General features: G+C 68.2%; 17 protein-coding genes. 6 read left to right on the forward strand and 11 right to left on the reverse strand.

The features are described 5' to 3' along the window. Positions 1–2 precede the first annotated feature (2 nt). The 5 genes from CYR75_RS12405 to CYR75_RS12425 form a co-directional block, all read right to left on the reverse strand. The gene (locus CYR75_RS12405) at positions 3–725 is read right to left on the reverse strand and encodes an amino acid ABC transporter ATP-binding protein (protein ID WP_101500320.1); all 723 of its coding nucleotides are present in this window, start codon (positions 723–725) and stop codon (positions 3–5) included. After that, entirely contained in the window at positions 718–1,371 is a 654-nt protein-coding gene (locus CYR75_RS12410; protein WP_101500321.1) for an amino acid ABC transporter permease, read from the reverse strand. Before CYR75_RS12410 ends, CYR75_RS12405 begins: the two co-directional genes overlap by 8 nt. Before the next feature lie 10 nt (positions 1,372–1,381). Then, entirely contained in the window at positions 1,382–2,047 is a 666-nt protein-coding gene (locus CYR75_RS12415) for an amino acid ABC transporter permease (protein WP_101500322.1), read from the reverse strand. Positions 2,048–2,124: 77 nt separating this feature from the next. Continuing rightward, on the reverse strand, positions 2,125–2,934 hold the full coding sequence (locus CYR75_RS12420) for an ABC transporter substrate-binding protein (protein ID WP_101501040.1): 810 nt from the start codon (positions 2,932–2,934) through the stop codon (positions 2,125–2,127). Positions 2,935–3,151: 217 nt separating this feature from the next. Continuing rightward, positions 3,152–4,666 (reverse strand): aldehyde dehydrogenase (NADP(+)), encoded by a 1,515-nt coding sequence (locus tag CYR75_RS12425; RefSeq protein WP_101500323.1) that lies wholly within the window; start codon positions 4,664–4,666, stop codon positions 3,152–3,154. A 100-nt stretch (positions 4,667–4,766) separates the two neighbouring features. Between CYR75_RS12425 and CYR75_RS12430 the strand changes: the two genes are divergently transcribed. Next, a complete protein-coding gene (locus CYR75_RS12430) occupies positions 4,767–5,789 on the forward strand; it encodes an Ldh family oxidoreductase (RefSeq protein ID WP_101500324.1) in 1,023 nt (340 codons plus the stop codon). A 77-nt stretch (positions 5,790–5,866) separates the two neighbouring features. Here CYR75_RS12430 and CYR75_RS16440 read toward each other — a convergent pair whose 3' ends face one another. Beyond that, positions 5,867–7,945, reverse strand: coding sequence for a Hint domain-containing protein (locus CYR75_RS16440; RefSeq protein WP_225972717.1), 2,079 nt, complete (start codon positions 7,943–7,945; stop codon positions 5,867–5,869). Positions 7,946–8,314: 369 nt separating this feature from the next. On the opposite strand from CYR75_RS16440, the gene CYR75_RS12445 reads away from it, so the two are divergent. Further along, on the forward strand, positions 8,315–9,637 hold the full coding sequence (locus CYR75_RS12445) for an aspartate aminotransferase family protein (protein WP_101500325.1): 1,323 nt from the start codon (positions 8,315–8,317) through the stop codon (positions 9,635–9,637). On the opposite strand, the gene CYR75_RS12450 is transcribed toward CYR75_RS12445, so the two are convergent. Then, positions 9,634–10,140, reverse strand: coding sequence for a cell wall hydrolase (locus tag CYR75_RS12450; protein ID WP_101500326.1), 507 nt, complete (start codon positions 10,138–10,140; stop codon positions 9,634–9,636). The genes CYR75_RS12445 and CYR75_RS12450 overlap by 4 nt on opposite strands. Before the next feature lie 309 nt (positions 10,141–10,449). Here CYR75_RS12450 and CYR75_RS12455 point away from each other — a divergent pair, with 309 nt between their 5' ends. From CYR75_RS12455 to CYR75_RS12465, 3 genes are read left to right on the forward strand one after another with little or no spacing between them, the layout of a single operon-like run. Further along, positions 10,450–11,508, forward strand: coding sequence for a methionine ABC transporter ATP-binding protein (locus tag CYR75_RS12455; protein ID WP_101500327.1), 1,059 nt, complete (start codon positions 10,450–10,452; stop codon positions 11,506–11,508). Continuing rightward, positions 11,498–12,172, forward strand: coding sequence for a methionine ABC transporter permease (locus CYR75_RS12460; RefSeq protein ID WP_101500328.1), 675 nt, complete (start codon positions 11,498–11,500; stop codon positions 12,170–12,172). Before CYR75_RS12455 ends, CYR75_RS12460 begins: the two co-directional genes overlap by 11 nt. 37 nt (positions 12,173–12,209) lie before the next feature. Beyond that, positions 12,210–12,986 carry a MetQ/NlpA family ABC transporter substrate-binding protein gene (locus tag CYR75_RS12465; RefSeq protein WP_101500329.1) on the forward strand — a complete coding sequence of 259 codons (777 nt, stop codon included), beginning with the start codon at positions 12,210–12,212 and terminating at the stop codon, positions 12,984–12,986. Positions 12,987–13,195: 209 nt separating this feature from the next. On the opposite strand, the gene CYR75_RS12470 is transcribed toward CYR75_RS12465, so the two are convergent. From CYR75_RS12470 to CYR75_RS12480, 3 genes are all read right to left on the reverse strand, one after another. Then, positions 13,196–14,953, reverse strand: a complete 1,758-nt coding sequence (locus CYR75_RS12470; RefSeq protein ID WP_101500330.1) for an ATP-binding protein — start codon at positions 14,951–14,953, stop codon at positions 13,196–13,198. Continuing rightward, complete coding sequence (locus tag CYR75_RS12475) at positions 14,950–16,389, reverse strand: 5-oxoprolinase subunit B/C family protein (protein ID WP_264080889.1); 1,440 nt, start codon at positions 16,387–16,389, stop codon at positions 14,950–14,952. The genes CYR75_RS12470 and CYR75_RS12475 overlap by 4 nt, the downstream gene beginning before the upstream one ends. 112 nt (positions 16,390–16,501) lie before the next feature. Continuing rightward, entirely contained in the window at positions 16,502–17,260 is a 759-nt protein-coding gene (locus CYR75_RS12480) for a LamB/YcsF family protein (protein WP_225972718.1), read from the reverse strand. A gap of 146 nt (positions 17,261–17,406) precedes the next feature. On the opposite strand from CYR75_RS12480, the gene CYR75_RS12485 reads away from it, so the two are divergent. Beyond that, entirely contained in the window at positions 17,407–18,612 is a 1,206-nt protein-coding gene (locus CYR75_RS12485; RefSeq protein WP_101500331.1) for an alpha-hydroxy acid oxidase, read from the forward strand. Here the strand turns inward: CYR75_RS12485 and CYR75_RS12490 are convergent. Continuing rightward, a complete protein-coding gene (locus CYR75_RS12490; RefSeq protein WP_101500332.1) occupies positions 18,609–19,127 on the reverse strand; it encodes a gluconokinase in 519 nt (172 codons plus the stop codon). The two genes, CYR75_RS12485 and CYR75_RS12490, sit on opposite strands and share 4 nt — an antisense overlap. Positions 19,128–19,281: the final 154 nt, after the last annotated feature.

A 19,281-nucleotide genomic window follows, 5' to 3' on the forward strand; every position in this document is an offset into this window, starting at 1 on the left:
CCCTAATGCGTCGCGGCCAGGAACTTTTGCAGCTCGGGATGGGCCGGGCTGCCGAAAAGCTCGGCCGGGGGGGCGATTTCGGCCATCACGCCCTGATGGAAGAAGGCCACCCGGTCGGACACCTCGCGGGCGAATTTCATCTCATGCGTGACGCAGATCATGGTCATGCCCTCGGCCGCCAGCAGGCGCAGCGTGTCCAGCACCTCGCCCACAAGCTGCGGGTCCAGCGCCGACGTCACCTCGTCGAACAGCATGTAATCGGGCGACATGGCCAGCGCGCGGGCGATCGCCATGCGCTGCTGCTGCCCGCCCGACAGCCGGCCCGGATAGACGTCCAGCTTGTCGGCGAGGCCGACATGCGTCAGCTGCTTGACCGCCATCTCTCGCGCTTCTTCCTTGGACTGGCCCAGCACCTTGCGGGGGCCCAGCATGACGTTCTCGATCACGCTCAGATGCGGAAAGGCGTTCCATTGCTGGAAGACGATGCCGATCTTGCGGCGCAGCTTGTTGAGGTCGGTGGACTTGGCGTGAACCTCGGTCCCGTCGACCAAGATGCGGCCGGAATCGATGGGCTCCAGCCCGTTGATGCAGGTCAGCAGCGTCGATTTGCCCGATCCCGAGCCGCCGATCACGGTCAGCACCTCGCCGTTCTGCACGGTCAGGTCGATGCCCTTCAACACCTCGAGCGTGCCGAAAGATTTGCGGACGTTTTCGATCTCAATCATTGGACCACCGTCTTTCGAGATAGCCGCCGAACCGCGCGACGGGGAAACTGATGATGAAATAGAACGCGCCGCAGATGGCCAGCAGCAGCAGCGGTTCCTGAAGCCGGGTGATCAGGATCTGGGTCGATTTCAGCAGCTCGGTCACCTGCACGACATAGACCAGCGCCGAATCCTTCATCACCCCCAGCGCCAGCCCGATCCAGCTTGGCAGCGCCACCCGCGTCGCCAGCGGCATGACGATGTAACGCATGTCCTGCCCCCAGCTCAGCCCGATGGACCGGGACGCGCGGCGCAGGGTCAGCGGCACCGATTCGATCCCGCCGCGCACGATCTCGGCGCAATAGGCCGAGCAATACATGGTCAGCACCATGCAGGCGACGGTCAGCCCCGACAGCCCCAGCTTCAGCACCATGCCGAGGAAGGCATAGGTCAGCACAAGCTGGATCAGCAGCGGGATCGACCGGAAGATGTCCAGCACAAAGGTCAGCGGCGCGGCCCAGACCGGGCCGATCTGATAGCGGATCACCCCGAACAGGATGCCCAGCACGGTGCCGAAAAAGACCGAGATCACGGTGACGAAGATCGTCATTCCGGCGCCCTTGGCCAGAAAGATCAGGTCGTTCGCGTTGATGGCGGTATCGAACATCGCGGCCCCCTTAATACCGGAACAGGCGCCGCGCGAGCAGGCGCGCACCGATCTGGATGATCTTGACGATGAAATAGAAGATGACTGCGGCCAGCGCGAACAGCTCGAAGGTGCGGAAGGTCAGCGCGTTCAGATCCTGCGTGACGCCGTACAGATCCTTGTTCAGCCCCACCGTGACCCCGAGCGAGGTCATCAGCACGGCCCAGACCATCTGATTGGTGATGGTCGGAAACGAGATCCGCAGCATCTGCGGCACGACGATGTAACGGAACGCCTGAATCCGCGTCATGCCCAGCGACCAGCCGGCGCGGGCCTGCGTGTCGGGAATGCCCTTCAGCGCGCCGCGGAAGTTCTCGGCCAGATAACCGGCATTGTTGAAGGTGATGCCCAGCAGCAGCGAACTGTAGGGGCTAAGATGCAGGCCCAGCCCGGCCAGCCCGAAATGCGCCATATAGATCTGGAACAGCGCCGGCGTGTTGCGCGCGACCTCGACCCAGGTGGTGGCGATGCCCTTCAGGACGCGGCTGTTGGATTGCCGGAACAGGGTCAACGTGATGGCCAGCAGGATCCCGATGACCATGGACAGGATCGCGATCTGCATGGTGACAAGCGCACCATCCAGCATCTGCGGAAGCTTGGCGTAGGCCTGCTTCCACTGGAAGGTATAATTGAACATGACGGCCCCAAGGCGTTCGCGTGTCAGTGGTGCCGGGCGGCGGCGCGCGGGGCGCGCACGCCGCCCGGGTCAGCCCGTCAGCGATAGACGCCCTTGATGGTCAGGTCGGCAGGTTCGCCCTCGCCCACCCACTTTTCATACAGCTCGGCATAGCGGCCGGTGCGGACCTGCTGGTGGATGAACAGGTTCAGATAGTTCAGCAGCCCCTGTTCGTTGCGCAGCGTGATCAGGGCCACATAGTCGGGCACCATCGGCGCCTTGTCGACGACGCGGATGCCGGGGAAGTTGCCGGATTTCACATTCGCCTCGGCCACTTCGACGGTCGAGACGGTGGCGTCCAGCTGGCCCTGCGACAGCGCCAGGAACACGTCGGCCTGGTTCTGATAGGGCCGGAACTCGCCCTCGCCCCACTCCTTGATCTTGCCTTCCAGCCAGATCGCCTCATAGGTGCCGGCGGTGGCGCCGACGGTCTTGCCCTTCATGCCTTCCCAGTCGGTCATCTCTACGCCTTCATTGGCGACGACGGCGTTTTCAAAGGCGTAATAGGGGATGGTGAAGCCGACCGTCTTGGCCCGTTCCAGCGTGTCCGAGGTCGAGGCGACGCCCACATCGACCTGACCCGAGACCAGCGCCGGGATGCGTTCAGGGAAGGTCGTCTCGACGATTTCCGCCGTCACGCCCAGCGCGGCGGCCAGATCGTTGCAGTAATCGACGTCGAAGCCCTGCGGATTGTTGTCGGCATCGCGCGAGCCCATCGGCGGAAAGTCCAGCACCACCGCGCAGCGCAGCGTGCCCGAGGCGATGATGTCGTCCAGCTTGTCGGCCATGGCCGGACCCGCCAAGGCGGTCGCGGCGAAGGTCACAGCAGTAATGACTGCCTTTTTCATTATTGATTCCTCCCTTTCGGTGATCGGGTCGAGATCGACCGATTCCACCCCGTTTTTATCACGTCTGCCGATCCGGAAATCAAACAAAAAATACAACGTGTATGCAGATTGGCCGGACATCAGGACGGGCCGCGAGGCCAGCATCGCCGAGGCGGACGTCAGGCCGCGCGGATCGGCCGGGCAGGCGGGGAAAGCCTCGACTGCCCGGCCGTATGGGTCAAGCCAGATCTTCGGGCAGGATCGAGGCGGGGATGTTCTGATAGCAGACCGGGCGCAGGAAGCGCCGGATGGACAGCGTGCCGACCGAGGTCGCGCCGAAATTGGTGCTGGCCGGATAGGGGCCGCCATGGACCATGCTGTCGGCCACCTCGACCCCGGTGGGGAAGCCGTTGGCCAGCACGCGCCCGGCCTTGCGTTCCAGGATCGGCAGCAGGCGGCGGGCGTCATCCGCGTCCGCGTCGTCCATGTGGATGGTGGCGGTCAACTGCCCCTCCAACCCGCGGGCCAGGCTCTCCATCTCGTCCGCGCCGCTGACGCGGATCACCAGACCCAGCGGGCCGAACACCTCTTCGCCCAGCGCGTGATCCTGAAGATAGGTCGCGGCGTCGGTTTCATACAGGTTCGGCCGCGCCTCGCGCCCGCTGCTGTCGGTGGTCAGCACCGGCGTCACCGCGTTGCGGGTGTCGAAGCGCGCCTTGCCCTCGCGATAGGCCTTGGCAATGCCGTCGGTCAGCATGACCTGCGCGTCGGTCTGCTGCAGCGCCTGACCCGCGGCGGCGACAAAGGCGTCGCCCTCGGCCCCCTGACCGATCACGGCGATGCCGGGATTGGTGCAGAACTGACCCGCGCCCATGGTCAGCGACCCGGCCCAGCCCTGCCCGATCTCTGTCCCGCGCGCGGCGGCGGCGTGGGGCAGAACGAACATCGGGTTCACGCTACCCAGCTCGCCGAAAAAGGGGATCGGCTCGGGCCGCGCGGCGCACAGGTCGAACAGCGCCCGCCCGCCGGCGAGGCTGCCGGTAAAGCCCACGGCCTTGATCAGCGGATGCTGGACCAGCGCCTGTCCGACCTCGCGGTCGCCGCCCTGGATCAGGCTGAAGACGCCCGCGGGCATCCCCGTGCGCTCGATGGCGGCCTTAATCGCCTCGGCCACGATCTCGCCGGTGCCGGGATGGGCCGAGTGGCCCTTGACCACCACCGGGCAACCCGCCGCCAGCGCCGCCGCGGTGTCGCCACCGGCGGTCGAGAAGGCGAGCGGAAAGTTCGACGCCCCGAACACCGCGACCGGGCCGATGGGCCGCTGCACCATCCGCAATTCGGGACGCGGCAGGGGCTGGCGGTCGGGCAGGGCCGCGTCGATGCGGCGGTCGAGATAGTCGCCCTTGCGGATATGATCGGCGAACAGCCGAAGCTGGCCGGTGGTGCGGCCGCGCTCGCCCTGCAGCCGCGCCTCGGGCAGGCCGGATTCCTGACTGCCGATCTGGGTGATCGCCTCGGCGCGGGCCTCGATCTCGTCGGCGATGGCGTCAAGGAAATCGGCACGCGCGGCCCGGCTGGTCTGGGCATAGTCCCAGAACGCGGCCTCGGCCGCCTGACAGGCGCGGTCAACCAGCTTGGGCGAGCCAACGGAAAAATCATGTGCGGGGCCATGCGCGGGCTCGGACCGGAACTGCGAGGCCCCCGCCACCCATTCGCCAGCAATCAGGTGTTTGCCATGAGGGTCAAAGCTCATCTTCGGTCTCCATTTTTTCGGATCTGGGGCAGGGTCGAGTTGCCCGACCTGCATACATGACGTATACATGCCTCGCAACCAGCAGAGCGAAGGCCGTCCCATGCCGGATACGACCCTGACCATTGACGAGTTGACCCAGCTTGTCACCCGCATCTTTCTGAACGCCGGGGTGACGCCTGCACAGGCCGGGCCGGTGGCGCAGGTGATCGTCGCGGGTGAACGTGACGGCTGCAAATCCCACGGCGTCTATCGGATCGAGGGGTGTCTGCGGACGCTGGCGGCGGGCAAGGTGCAGGGGCAGGCGCAACCGGTGCTGCAACAGGATGAGGGCGCGATCATCCGCGTCGATGCCGGCGGCGGGTTTTCCCCCGGCGCCTTCGATCTGGGCGCGCCGCTGCTGGCCCGGCGGGCGCAGGATCTGGGCATCGCCGCGCTGGTCATCAACAATTGCACGCATTTCTCGGCCCTCTGGCCGGAGATTGAGGCGCTGTGCGATCATGGCGTCGCGGCGCTGGCGATGTGCCCCAGCTATTCCACCGTCGCGCCCTCTGGCGGAAACGCGCCGCTGCTGGGCACGAACCCCTTTGCCTTCGGCTGGCCCCGGCCCGACAAGCTGCCCTATGTCTTCGACTTCGCCACCTCGGTCGCCGCGCGTGGCGAGATCGAGCTGCACCGCCGCGCCGGCACGCCTCTGCCCGAAGGCTGGGCGATCGACCGCGACGGCCAGCCCACCACCGACCCGCAAGAGGCGCTGGACGGGGCGATGCTGCCCTTTGGCGGGCACAAGGGCTCGGCCATCTCGACCATGATCGAGCTGCTGGGCGGGGCGATGATCGGCGATCTGACCAGCCGCGAGACGCTGGATTACCTTGGCACCACCGACTACCTGCCCCATCACGGCGAGCTTCTGATCGCGCTGAGCCCCGAACGCTTCTCGGCCGGGCGCCCCGGCGATCCCTTCGCGCGGGCCGAGACGCTGTTCAAGGCGATCTCGGGCCAAGGCGCCCGCCTGCCCTCGCAACGCCGCTTTGCCGCGCGCGAGGTCTCGCAGCGCGACGGCATCACCCTGAGCGGCGAGGAAATGGCGCGGCTGACCCGCCTGCTGGACGATCCGCGCGTCTAGCCGCCGCTATTGTCAGGCTGACCAACGCAAAAGGCCGGCGCTGAACGCCGGCCTTTCCTGTTGTCACGGTCGCTCGCTTACATCAGCAGCGGCTTGGCGTTCTGCGCGTGACGAACCGCCAGCTTGCGGCCCATCCGCCCCGACACCAGCATCCGCGCCGACACCGCCTCGGCGTGGTTCTGGGCCAGTTCCGGGAAGATCGCCATGATCTCGGCCAGTGCCTGCGGCCCGACCGAGCGCAGCGCCTCTTCGCCGGTGAACATCGATTCGGTCTCGGCGCCGTTCGACAGCACGATCTGGTGGCGGTCGAACAGGAAGTGGACATAGGTCACGCTGTCCAGATCCGTCGCGATGTCGATCCCGTCCAGCTGCACCAGCTGCTTGGCCGCGACCAGCACCTCGGCCGCGCCGAACATCTTCATCGCGATGCGCGAGCGCACGAGGATCCGGTGCTGCGGCGAAACGATCAGGTCGCTATGCGGCAGGCCATCGCCCAGCGCCCCGGCCCGGATACGGATCGGACGCAGGTTCGGATAGGCGGCCAGCGTATCGGCATCCAGATGCCGCTTGCCGATCCAGCGGATCGCCTGCAGCCCGTCATCGCGCGTCTCGACCAGATCACCGACCTGCAGATCGCCCGCGGCAACCTCGTCACCGTCAGCCATGATCAGCGCATCGGCACCGAAGCAGACGACGTTGGTGTTGTCCCAGGTCAGATCCTCACCGTCGACGGCGTTCCCGCCGTTCTGGATCCGCATGTCGCCGATGACGTTCAGCACGCCGTCTTCCTGATCGGCACGCAGCCAGCCCAGGGGGTTGCCGTAGGTATTTTCCGGGTTCGCCGCGTTCCATTCCGCGAGGGTCTGCTCGTTATACCACTTGCTCAGGTCAACGAAGTCGTTGTTGTCCTGCCCCGTCCCCAAGACGATGTCGCCGTCTTCGATATTGCCGCCGGTGGCGACGTTGAAGTCCTTGATCAGGACACCGTCGCCCGCCACGAAGGTATCGAAACCGTCGCCGCCTGTCAGCGTGTCCTTGCCCTCGCCGCCATCGAGGAAGTCATTCCCCTTGCCGCCATCGAGCAGGTCGTTACCCGCGCCGCCATACAAGACGTCGTTGCCCTCCCCGCCCTTCAGCGTGTCGTTCCCGGACTCGCCATACAGCGTGTCGTTGCCGGCGCCGCCAAACAGAAGGTCGTTCCCGGTTCCGCCATACAGGACGTCGTTGCCGGTGCCGCCATCCAGAAGGTCGTCTCCGGTGCCGCCATACAGGACGTCGTTGCCGTCTTCGCCGTAGAGGCTGTCGTCACCGCCCTGGCCATAGATGGTGTCGTTGCCGGTGCCGCCATACAGAACATCGGCGGCGTTATCGTCGGGTCCGACCACATTTTCAGGGCCGTGGCCATAGATCAGATCATTACCAGCCCCGCCTTCGACGGTGTCAGCGGCGAGACCGGCATAAACGGTGTCGTTACCGGCGCCGGCGCGGATATGGTCCATATTTCCGGTGTGACCGGGCAGGATCGCGTCGTTCGAATCGACGCGGTCGCCGCGGGCATCGACATAGCCGGGCACCATCAGATCGTCATCCGCCGTGCCATCGACAAAGCCGTCACGGAACAGCAGCGGCACGCGATCCGTCGAGACCTGGGCAAAATTGGTGACGAAGCTGGGCTCGTTCTTGAATTTGATCGAGCGGATCGGATGCGAGACCAGTTCCCCCTGCCCCTCGTCATCGCCACCCGACAGTGGCGCCAGCAGGAACATGTCGCCATTCGTCATCTGCAGGACGCGTGCGGTGATGGTGATGGTCTGGGTCTGACCGCCGCCCAGTTCCTGCACGACCGTCACACCGGTGACGACGACACCGGCATCAGCCTCGCTGGTATAGTTCTGGCCAGCGCGGGTATAGGTGATGTTGTCTCGGGGAGCGGGGTTGTTGTGGTCGAAGGAGACGCCGTTTCCGCCGTTATTGTCGTTCAGCGACAGGTTCGTGCTCTGCGCGAACAACGGGCTGCCTTGCGTCCCGATGGTCTTGCCGCCGAGGACGTTATTGACCGCACCCTGACCGACGATCCCGTCGTTGCTGCCGCCGTTGAAGGTGTCCATCCGGGTCGCATTGCCCAGATAGAGTGACTGATACTCAGTTGACGCCATGACAAACCCTTATCCCTGTGGCGATACACGATCCGCGACAGCGCAATAAGAGTTTGGAAAGGCCAGCCAAAAACCGCCGGCAACTCGCAACTACATACCACAGACTACTCGCCACGAACGTGACCGAATCGATGGGGCAACGCCCCGGTAACACTGACTTTGTTACAGCCGGCCTTTCCGGCGAGCAACTGTTTTCATTGCCCTTTTACCTGTCCTTTTAGACAGTCTTTAATCAAGATGCCGCGGGACCGCCCATTGGTCGGACAAACCCACCACTCGGCCCGCCTCTGGCCCTTGCGAAACGCGGCGCGGGGTGAAACCTTGCGGCCAGTTCACTCGCGCCAAAAGCCGCCCCGGAAGGAACCTGACATGACCCATATCCTGCATCGCAGCATCGGCCCGGATCTGCCGCGCGCCGTTTCCGGTGAGGGCGTCTGGATCGCCGACGCGCAGGGGAAGCGCTACCTCGACGGATCGGGCGGGGCGGCGGTGACCGCTCTCGGCCACGGCAATGCCGAGGTGCTGGACGCGATGCGGCGGCAGATGGACGCCATCGCCTATGCCCACACCTCGTTCTTTACCACCGATGCCGCCGAATCGCTGGCGGATCGGCTGGTCGGGCTGGCGCCGGGGGGGCTCGAGCATGTGTATCTCGTCTCGGGCGGGTCCGAGGCGGTCGAGGCGGCGCTGAAGATGGCGCGGCAGTACTTCGTCGAGATCGGCCAGCCGCAGCGCCGCCACATCATCGCGCGCCGGCAAAGCTATCACGGCAACACCATCGGCGCGCTGGCCACCGGCGGGAATGAATGGCGGCGGCGGCAGTTCCAGCCGATCCTGCCGGAAACGCATCACGTCTCGCCCTGCTACGCCTATCGCGACATGGCGGCGGGCGAATCGCCCGAGGAATACGGCGCGCGGCTGGCGGTCGAGCTGGACGAGACGATCCGGCGTCTGGGCGCGGATGAGGTCATCGCCTTCGTGGCCGAGCCGGTCGTCGGCGCCACCCTGGGCGCGGTGACGGCGGTCCCCGGCTATTTCCGCGCCATCCGCGAGGTCTGCGACCGCCACGGCGTGCTGCTGATCCTGGACGAGGTGATGTGCGGGATGGGCCGCACCGGCACCATCTTCGCCCATGAACAGGAAGGCATCGCCCCCGATCTGGTCACCATCGCCAAAGGTCTGGGCGGCGGCTATCAGCCCATCGGGGCGGTGATGCTGTCCGACCGGATCTATCGCGCCTTCGCCGAGGGCTCGGGCCTGTTCCAGCACGGCCACACCTATATCGGCCACCCGATTGCCGCCGCCGCCGCCGACAAGGTGGTCGAGATCATGGCCCGCCCCGGCATGATGGAAAACGTGCAGGCGATGGGCGAGCGTCTGCAATCGGGGCTGGAATCGCGGCTGGGGCAGCACCCCAATGTCGGCGACATTCGCGGGCGCGGGCTGTTCCGGGGGGTCGAACTGGTCGCCGACCGCGACAGCAAGACGCCGCTCGATCCGGCGCTGAAGACCCATGCCAAGATCAAGAAAGAGGCGATGGCCCGCGGGCTGATGTGCTATCCGATGGGCGGCACCATCGACGGGGTGCGCGGCGATCACGTCCTGCTCGCCCCGCCCTATATCATCGCCCCGGAGGAGGTCGACATCCTCGTCGACCGCCTCGGCGACGCGATCGAGGCGGTGCTGGCCTAGCGGCGGCGGGTGATGCCCTCGATCGGGGGCAGCGGCACCGGCTGGCTGACCCGAATGGCGGGGCGCTTTTCGTAGAACGCGTTGCCGCCGGTGGTCACGACATAATGCATGTTGTCATAGCCGAAGCGATGCGTCGCGGCGTGGAAATACTGGGCGTTGCCGGTCAGCGGGTGACGCTCGCCGCGCAGGACGGACCGCGCGGCCTCGCGCACCAGCGGCAGCGAGCGGTCGTTCATCTTCCGCGTCATGATGCCGGGCGCGAACTGGTTCTTTTGCCCGACCACGCCGCAGACGCTGCGCGGGAAATCGGGCGATCTGACCCGGTTCATCACCACGCTGCCGACCGCGATCATCCCGTCCCGGCTCGAGCGGTTCGATTCGAAATACATCGCCCGTTCCATGCAATCCTGCGGCGAATGGCGGCGGCCAAAGCCGCAGCCGGCCAGCACCGCCGTCCCCAGCAGCAGACACACCGTCAGCCGCCGTCCCGATAGCCATGACATCACGTTCCTGCCCCTTGTGCTTTCTTGCCCGTCGCGGCCCTTTTTCACCGGGCCTTGCCGGCACGCTAGCAGCCGGAATGGTTCGCGTCCAATCACGCCACGCGGTTTCAGGCGGCTGTCGCGGCTTTCCGCCGCAATCCGAAACGCCGTCGCCGGGCCGCGCAGGGCGCCGGAATGTCCGCCCTTTCCCGATCCCCCCGCCGCGACGTGCCTTGCCTTTCCCCGCCCATCCGGGCTAGGCCGCGCTGCCCGCAGGCTTTCGCCGGCGGGGCTTTTCCGTTTCCGTTCAACGCCTGACAGATCGAGACCATGTCCACCTCTCCGCAAACCGGCGCAGCCATCCGCTTCGAGAAGGTGGGAAAATCCTTCGAGACCGCCTCGGGCCGGGTGGCGGCGCTGCAGGATGTCAGCCTCGACGTGGCGCCGGGCAGCATTTGCGGGATCATCGGCCGGTCCGGCGCGGGCAAATCGACGCTGCTGCGGATGGTCAACGGCCTTGAACGCCCGACCGAGGGCAGCGTGCTGGTCGCCGGTCGCGATGTCGGACGCGCCAAGGGGCCGGCCCTGCGCGCGATCCGGCGCGAGGTCGGGATGATCTTTCAGCATTTCAACCTGCTCGCCTCGCGCACCGTCTATGGCAACATCGCGCTGCCGCTGGAAATCGCCGGCGTCCCGGCCAGCCGCATCCGGCCCCGCGTCATGGACCTGATCGCGCGGGTGGGCCTGCAGGCGCAGGCGGACCGCTATCCCGCCGCGCTGTCCGGCGGGCAGAAGCAGCGCGTCGGCATCGCCCGCGCGCTGGCGACCGAACCCAAGGTGCTGCTGTCGGACGAGGCGACCTCGGCGCTCGACCCCGAGACCACGCAGACGGTGCTGGCGCTGCTGCGCGACATCAACCGCGATCTGGGGCTGACCATCCTGCTGATCACCCATGAAATGGCCGTGCTGCGCGACATCGCCAGCCACATGGCGGTGATCGAGGCCGGACGCATCGTCGAGGCAGGCGAAACCTATGACGTCTTTGTCCGGCCCAACCACCCGACGACGCGCAGCTTCCTGTCCGGCGTCACCGGCATCACCCTGCCCGCCTTCATCGCCGGCAAGCTGGAAACCGCGCGGCCGGGCGGTGCCTCGGCCGAGGTGATTCGCGTCACCTTCGCCGGGCATCACGCCACCGACCCGATGCTGGCCCGGCTGACCTCGGAACTGGGCGTGGCGGTGAACATCCTTGCCGGCGCCATCGAGGAAATCGGCGCCCGCCCCTTCGGCAACCTGCTGATCTCGGTCGAGGCGGCGCAGGGGGCCGAGGCCCGCGCCTATCTGGAACGTCACGGGCTGCTGACAGAGGTGCTTGGCTATGTCCGCTAACCTGATCGCGCTGCTCTACAGCGCCACATTGCAGACGCTTTACATGGTCGCGGCCTCGGCGGTGCTGGGCACGCTGGGCGGGCTGCCGCTTGGCGTGTTCCTGGCCACCTCGCAGCGGGGCGAGCTGCTGTCGGCGCCGGCGCTGAACCGGGGGCTGGGGCTGGTGGTGAACGCCGCGCGCTCGGTCCCCTTCATCATTTTGGTGGTGGCGATCATCCCCTTCACCCGCTGGGTCGCCGGCACCTCGATCGGGACCACCGCCGCCATTGTGCCGCTGACCATCGCCGCCATCCCCTTCATCGCGCGGCTGGTCGAGAACGCCATCCGCGAGGTCGATGCCGGCCTGATCGAGGCCGCCCGCGCCATGGGCGCCACGCCCTATCAGATCATCCGCAAGGTGCTCGTCCCCGAGGCGCTGCCCGGCATCACCCTGGGCCTGACGCTGGCCGTGGTCAGCCTGATCGGCTATTCCGCCATGGTCGGCGCCGTCGGCGGCGAGGGTCTGGGCGATCTGGGCATCCGCTATGGCTATCAGCGCTTCATGCCCGATGTGATGCTGGCCGTGGTGGTGATCCTGATCGTCATGGTCCAGCTTGTCCAATCGGCCGGCGAATGGCTGGCCGCCCGCGTCGACCGGCGCGCCCCGCGCAATCGCGGCCACTGATGTCCCGTCACCTGATCCCTGTAACAAGAGGTTTCCCATGCTCCGCCTGACCACGCTGATTTCCGCCCTTGCCCTCGGCGCCACCGCCGCCATGGCCGACGACATCAAGGTCGGCGTCTCGCCCGGCGAACATGCCGAGATCATGGAAGAGGTCGCCCGCATCGCCGCCCCCAAGGGCCTGAACATCAAGGTCATCGAGTTCTCGGACTATGTCGTTCCGAACCAGGCGCTGGCCGATGGCGATCTTGAAGCCAACAGCTTCCAGCACCGCCCCTATCTGGAAAACCAGATCAAGGATCGCGGCTTTGAACTGGTCGAGATCGGCACCACCATCACCACCCCGATGGGCATCTATTCCGACAAGCTGACCGACATCGCCGAGCTGCCGCAGGGCGGCAAGGTAGCGATCCCGAACGACCCCACCAATGGCGGCCGCGCCCTGCTGCTGCTGCAGGATCTGGGCATCATCAAGCTGGCCGAGGGCACCGGGCTGGTCCCCAGCCCGCTCGACGTGACCGAAAACGCCAAGGAGCTGCGTTTTCTGGAACTCGACGCCGCTCAACTGCCGCGCGCGCTGGCCGATGCGGATGTGGCGATCATCAACACCAACTATGCGCTCGCCTCGGGCCTGAACCCCAAGACCGACGCTATCGCGATGGAAAAGCCCGACAGCCCCTATGTGAACATCATCGTGACCCGCAAGGGTGACGAGGACGCGCCTTGGGTCGCCCCCCTGCTGGACGCCTACCACTCGCCCGAGCTGAAGGCGTTCATCGAGGAGAAATACGAAGGTTCGGTCCTGACCAGCTGGTGATCTGACACGCGCGCCCGGCGGCACTGTCCGCCGGGTGGCTGATAGGCTTCGCGTCGCGCCGTGTCACGGCAGCGGGTCGCGCGGGCGGCAATAGGACAGCGGGCGGCGGTGAGGCGCGCAACGGACCGCCCGGCCACTCCCGCGCCCCCTCACAACTCTCAATCTTCCCTGCCTCGGCGGCAGGCAACGGCGCCCGGCCGCCACCGCGTCTATGCCTCGCTGACCCGCCCAAAGACCTCATCTGCCGACACCTCTGCCCCCTCGGGCAGCTCATGGTGCAGGACGCCTGCGAGGGACGCGGTCTGCGGCATCTCCATCTTCATCGCCTCGATCACCGCGACCTGCTGGCCGCTGGTGACGCGCTGCCCATTCCCCACGAGCCAGCGCGCCAGCACGCCCGCCACCGGGGCCTGCAAGCCCCCCCGATCCAGCGTCGCGTCACGCGGCGCTTTCGGCGGGGTCGCGGCTGGGGTTGCGCCGAGATGCTGCGCCAGCCGTGTCAGGGCCGCGGCGGAAAACCCGATGTCGCGGCGCTGGCCGTCGATCTCGACCGGCAGGCGCAGCAGCATGTCCTCGGCCTGCGGGACGCGCAGCGCGGCGGCCAGGCTGTCGGCAAACTCCTGCTCGATCCAGCCGGTATGGACGGCGAAGGTGTCCTGCCCGTTGAAGGCAGGCGCGTCCAGCACCGCGCGGGCAAAGGGCAGCGTCGTGGCCACGCCCTCAATCCGGAACTCGGCCAGCGCGCGACGGGCGCGGGACAGGGCCTCGGCGCGGGTCGGGCCGGTGACGATCAGCTTTGCGATCAGCGAATCGAACGCCGCCGGGACGGTTTCTCCGGCGCGCATCGCACTGTCCACGCGCACCCCCGGACCTGCGGGCGGGTCGAACCGCGTCACCCGCCCCGGCGTCGGCAGAAAGCCCCGGCCGGGGTCTTCGGCGTTGATGCGGAACTCGATGGCATAACCGCGCGGGGCGGGCATGTCGGGGATGTCCAGCGGGCGGCCCTCGGCGATCAGGAACTGCGCGGCGACGATGTCGATGCCGGTCACCTCTTCGGTGACGGGGTGTTCGACCTGCAGCCGGGTATTAACCTCAAGAAAGCTCAGCACGCCATCCTCGCCCAGCAGAAACTCGACCGTCCCGGCCCCGCGATAGCCGGCATGGCGGCAGATATCGCAGGCGGCCCCGGCGATGCGCTGCGCCAGATCGTCGGGCATGAACGGGGCGGGGGCTTCCTCGACCAGCTTCTGGTGGCGGCGCTGCAGCGAGCAGTCGCGCAGACCCAGCACCGCGACCCGGCCGTGATGGTCGGCCAGCACCTGCGCCTCGATATGGCGGGGACGGTCGAGGAAACGCTCGACGAAACAGGCGGGGTTGCCGAACGCCGCCTGCGCCTCGCGCGATGCGGCGGCGAGGGCGGGGGCAAGCTCTGCCATCTCGCGCACCACCCGCATCCCGCGCCCGCCGCCGCCGGCCGCTGCCTTGATGATGACCGGCATTCCGTGGCGGGAGGCGAAATCGTGCAGCGCCTGCGAGTCCGGCAGCGCCCCCTCGCTGCCGGGCAGCAGCGGCGCGCCGACCTCGGCCGCGATCCGGCGGGCGGCCAGCTTGTCGCCCAGCGCCGCGATGGTGTCGGCATCGGGGCCGATCCAGACCAGCCCGGCCTTGGTCACGGCGCGGGCAAAATCAGGGTTCTCGGACAGGAAACCATAGCCCGGATGAACGGCATCCGCGCCGGCGCGGCGGGCGATGTCGATCAGCGCGGGGATGTTCAGATAGGTCTCTGCCGGGGTCGCGCCGGGCAGGGCAAAGGCCGCATCCGCCAGCCGCAGCCAGTCCGCGCCGGCATCGGCATCGGCATAGACGGCGATCCCCTGCCGGCCGGTGTCGTGGCAGGCGCGCAGCACGCGCAGCGCGATCTCGCCGCGATTGGCGATCAGGATGCGGCTCAGGCGGGGCTGGCTCATCGGTCGGGGCTCCGGGGGCTGGGGGTGATGGGGGCAAAGCCGCTGCGGGCGTGAAAGCGCAGCGTGGTGCCGGGCGCGGCCTGCGCCACGCGGTCCAGCACGGCGTCGGCGATGACGGCGATGACGGGATAGCCGCCGGTGACGGGGTGATCGGCCAGAAACAGCACCGGCAGGCCGGAATGGGGGATCTGGATCGCGCCGCGCGGGGTCGCCTCGCTGGCGAGTTCGCTCTGGTCGCGCCGCGTCAGCGGTTCGCCCGACAGCTGCGTGCCGATCCGGCTGATCCGGGGCGAGACCTGCCAGTCCTGCGCCAGAAAGCGGGCGAGCGTCTCGGCGTCGAACCAGTCCGCGCGCGGCCCCAGCGTCACCGGCACGTCGATGACGCCCGACTGGGTAGGCGCAGGCGCAAGGGAGGGCAGCCCGACCGCATCCGCGTGACCCGCGCCCAGCCCGACCCGGTCGCCCGCCACCAGCGGCGCGGGGCCGATCCCGGCCAGCGTGTCGCGCGCGGCGCTGCCCAGCACCGGGGCCACGTCGAAGCCCTTGCGCGCGGCGAGATAGGTGTAGACGCCGCCTTCGGGCATGATCCGCAGCTCATCACCGGCATCGAGCGCGAAGGCCTGCCCCGCCGGCAGCGCGGTGCGGTCGTTCAGCAGCAGCCGTGCAGCCCAGCTGACCGCCAGCACGGCGGCACATTCGGCGCGCAGATGCAGCGGCGCGGTGATCTCGATGGCCGGACTGCCGGGCGGGTTGCCGACCAGCCGGTTCGCCTCGCGCAGCGCGGCGCGATCCGCGGCACCGGACCGGCCGATACCCTGCGCGGCAAGGCCGGGCCGGCCGAGATCCTGAAACAGCGCCGGCAGACCCGCCGCCAGCACCAGAAGGCCGGGCCCGTGCGGCTGCGCCTGCCGCGCCGGGGGCGGCGGCGGTTCGGGCAAGGTCTCGCAAGGCACGAACTGCACCTCGTCCCCCGGCTGCACGGCGGCAGGGGTATCGCGCCCGAGGTCCCACATCGGCAGCGAGGTCCGGCCAATCAGCTGCCAGCCGCCGGGGCTGGCCTGCGGATAGACGCCGGAAAAGGCACCGGCGAGGCCCACCGACCCCACCGCCACCGCGCGGCGCGGCGTGCTGCGGCGCGGCACGTCCAGCGCCGGATCGCCGCCGGTCAGATAGCAGAAGCCGGGGGCGAAGCCGCCGAAGGCGGCCCGCCAAGGGGTGCCGGAGTGGCGGGCGATGACCTCATCGCAGCTCATCCCGGTCAGGGCCGCGACCTCGTCCAGATCCGGCCCGTCATAGCAGACCGGGATCGAGACGCGGCGTCCGGCCCGCTTAGGCACCGGCGCGGTTTCGGCATCCAGCACGGCGCGCGCCAGCCCGGCGGCACCGGTCAGCGCCGGATCGAAGCGCAGGAACAGCGTGCGGGCGGCGGGGATCATCTCGCGCAGGCCGGGGGGCGGGCGGCGGTCACCCTCGCATGCAGGGCCAGAACCTGCGGCAGGTCGTCCATCTCTACCAGCATCGCCTGCTCGCCTGCGGACAGAAACCGCATCAGGCGGCGCCGGCAAACGGGGCCAGCGCGACGCCATGGGCGTCAAACAGCCGCCGGATCGCCTGCGCGGCCGCGACGGCGGCGGGGCTGTCGCCATGCAGGCAGATCGAGTCGCCCTGCAGGCGCAGCGCAGATCCGTCCTCGGCGGCAATCTGCCCCGTCTCGACAAAGCGCAGCATCCGTTTGGCGATCTGGTCGGGGTCGTGCAGGACCGCGCCGGGCCGGTCGCGCGGCATCAGGCGGCCATCGGGCAGATAGGCGCGGTCGGCAAAGATCTCGGCCACCGGCCGCAGCCCGGCGCGTTCGACCATGGCCAGCACCGGCGCACCGGCCAGCGCCAGCAGCGGCAGCGCCGGATCGACGGCGCGGATGCCGGCGATCACCGCCTCGGCCTGCGGCCCGCCCCAGGCGATGGTGTTATACAGCGCGCCATGCGGCTTGACATAGGCCACCCGCGTCCCCGCCGCCTGCGCCAGCGCCGACAGCGCGCCAATCTGATAGATCGTCTCGGCGGTCAGGTCGCGCGGCGCCACATCCATCTGCCGCCGACCGAAACCGGCGAGGTCGTGATAGCCGACATGCGCACCCACGGCGACGCCCCGCGCCGCCGCCAGCCGCAGCGTGTCCAACAGCCCGGCCGGGTCGCCGGCGTGAAAACCGCAGGCGATATTGGCCGAGGTCACGACGGCCAGCATCGCGGCATCGTCGCCCATCTTCCAGGCGCCGAAGCCCTCGCCCATGTCGCAGTTCAGATCCACCCGCGCCTCCTGCCCGCCTGCGAGGTCAGACTGGCCGCTTTGGCGCGGAAATGCCAGTCTTTGCGCAGCACGCGCCAGACGGCTAGGGGCGGTGATTCGGCAGACAGGACGGCAGGATGGGCAACGACACAGGGGCAGGGGGCTGAATGCGGCAGGGGGAACCGAACCCGATCTCGATCTCGCGGCACAAGGCGCCGAGACTGCCGGCGCGGCTGCGGCCGATGCTGTCGCTGGCCGATTTCGAACGGCGCGCGGAACGCCACCTGCCCAAGTCGATCTTCGGCTATGTCAGCGGCGGCGTGCAGGACGATCTGAGCCTGAACGACAACATTGCCGCCTTTCGCCGCATCACGCTGCGCCCGCGCATCCTGCGCAACGTCGCCCAGCGCAGCCTGCAAACGACGCTGTTCGGCCAGACCCTTGAGCTGCCCTTCGGCATCGCGCCGATGGGATTCTCGGCGCTTGTGGCCTATGATGGCGACGTGGTGCTGGGGCGCGGGGCCCGAGCGGCGGGCAGCATCGCCATCTGCTCGGCCGCCTCGCTGACCCCGCTGGAGCGTGTCGCCGCCGAGGCCGAAAGCCGCTGGTTTCAGGCCTATATTCCCGGCGACCGGGCGCGGATCAGCGGGCTGCTGGATCGGCTGCGCCGCGCGGGGTTCGATCATCTGGTGGTGACGGGCGACGTGCCGGTGGCCGGGAACCGCGAAAACAACGCCCGCAACGGCTTTGACGCGCCGCTGCGCTTTACCCCGCGCCTGATCTGGCAGGGGGTGACGCATCCGCGTTGGGTGCTGGGCACGCTGGCCCGCGAGATGGCGCGGCGCGGGATGCCGCATTTCGAGAATATGGAGTCGGTGCAAGGCCCGCCGCTGTTTTCCCGCGACCTCGTCCGCTCGAAGATCGGGCGGGAAGAGCTCGACTGGGACGATCTGCGCTATATCCGCGACATCTGGCCGGGGCGGCTGGTGGTCAAGGGAGTGCTGCATCCCGATGACGCCCGGCTTGCGCAGGATTGCGGCTGCGACGGGATCATCGTGTCGAACCATGGTGGGCGGCAGTTGGACGGCGCGATTACTGCCATCGACGCCTTGCCCCAGATCCGCGCCGCCGTGCCCGACATGACGGTGATGCTGGACGGCGGCATCCGCCGGGGCAGCGATGTGCTGAAGGCGATGATGCTGGGCGCGGATTTCACCTTTGTCGGGCGGCCCTTTCTGTTCGCCGCCGCCTGTTTCGGCGAGGCGGGCGTGGCGCACGCCTTCGCCCTGCTGCGTGACGAGATCGACCGCGACATGGCGCTGCTGGGGATCACCACGCCGATGCAGATGCGCGAGGTGGCGGGCCCAGATTAGGGCGGCCAGAGGCCCCGGACCGCCTGTTCGACCTGCGCCGCGACCGGCAGCGCCAGATCGACGAAGACGCAATCCTCATCCGGCCCCGGCAGTTCCAGCGTGGCCAGTTGCGAATCCAGCAGTTCGGGCGCAAAGAAATGCCCGCGCCGCGTGGCCAGCCGCTGGATCAGCAGCGCGCGCGGCCCGTGGACCATGACCAGCCGCAGCCGCCCCGCACCCCCGCGTAGAACCTCGCGATAGCTGCGTTTCAGCGCCGAACAGGCCAGCACGATCTGGCGCCCCTCATGGTCCGCGCGGCGCAGCTCTGCCGCCAGCGCCGCCAGCCACGGCGCGCGGTCGGCATCGGTCAGCGGGATGCCCGCCGCAATCTTTCGGATATTCGCGGGCGGGTGAAAGGCGTCGCCCTCGATGAACTCACGCCCCAGCTTTGCAGCCAAGGCGCGGCCGGTGGTGGATTTCCCCGCGCCCGAGACGCCCATCACCACGATCTGCGCCAAGGGTGCCGCGCCTGCCATGCCGCCTCGCCTTCCCGCGCCCGACCGCCCCGGCCTGCGCCACCCCATTAACCCCGCCCCCAGCCGCCACCGCAAGCGCGCATGGCTTGAGATCACCCGCCCATCTGATCTATACGCGCGAGGTCGGGCCAGCCGCCTCGCGCATGTCCCCGCC

Source organism: Paracoccus jeotgali, from assembly GCF_002865605.1.
Classification (GTDB): domain Bacteria; phylum Pseudomonadota; class Alphaproteobacteria; order Rhodobacterales; family Rhodobacteraceae; genus Paracoccus; species Paracoccus jeotgali.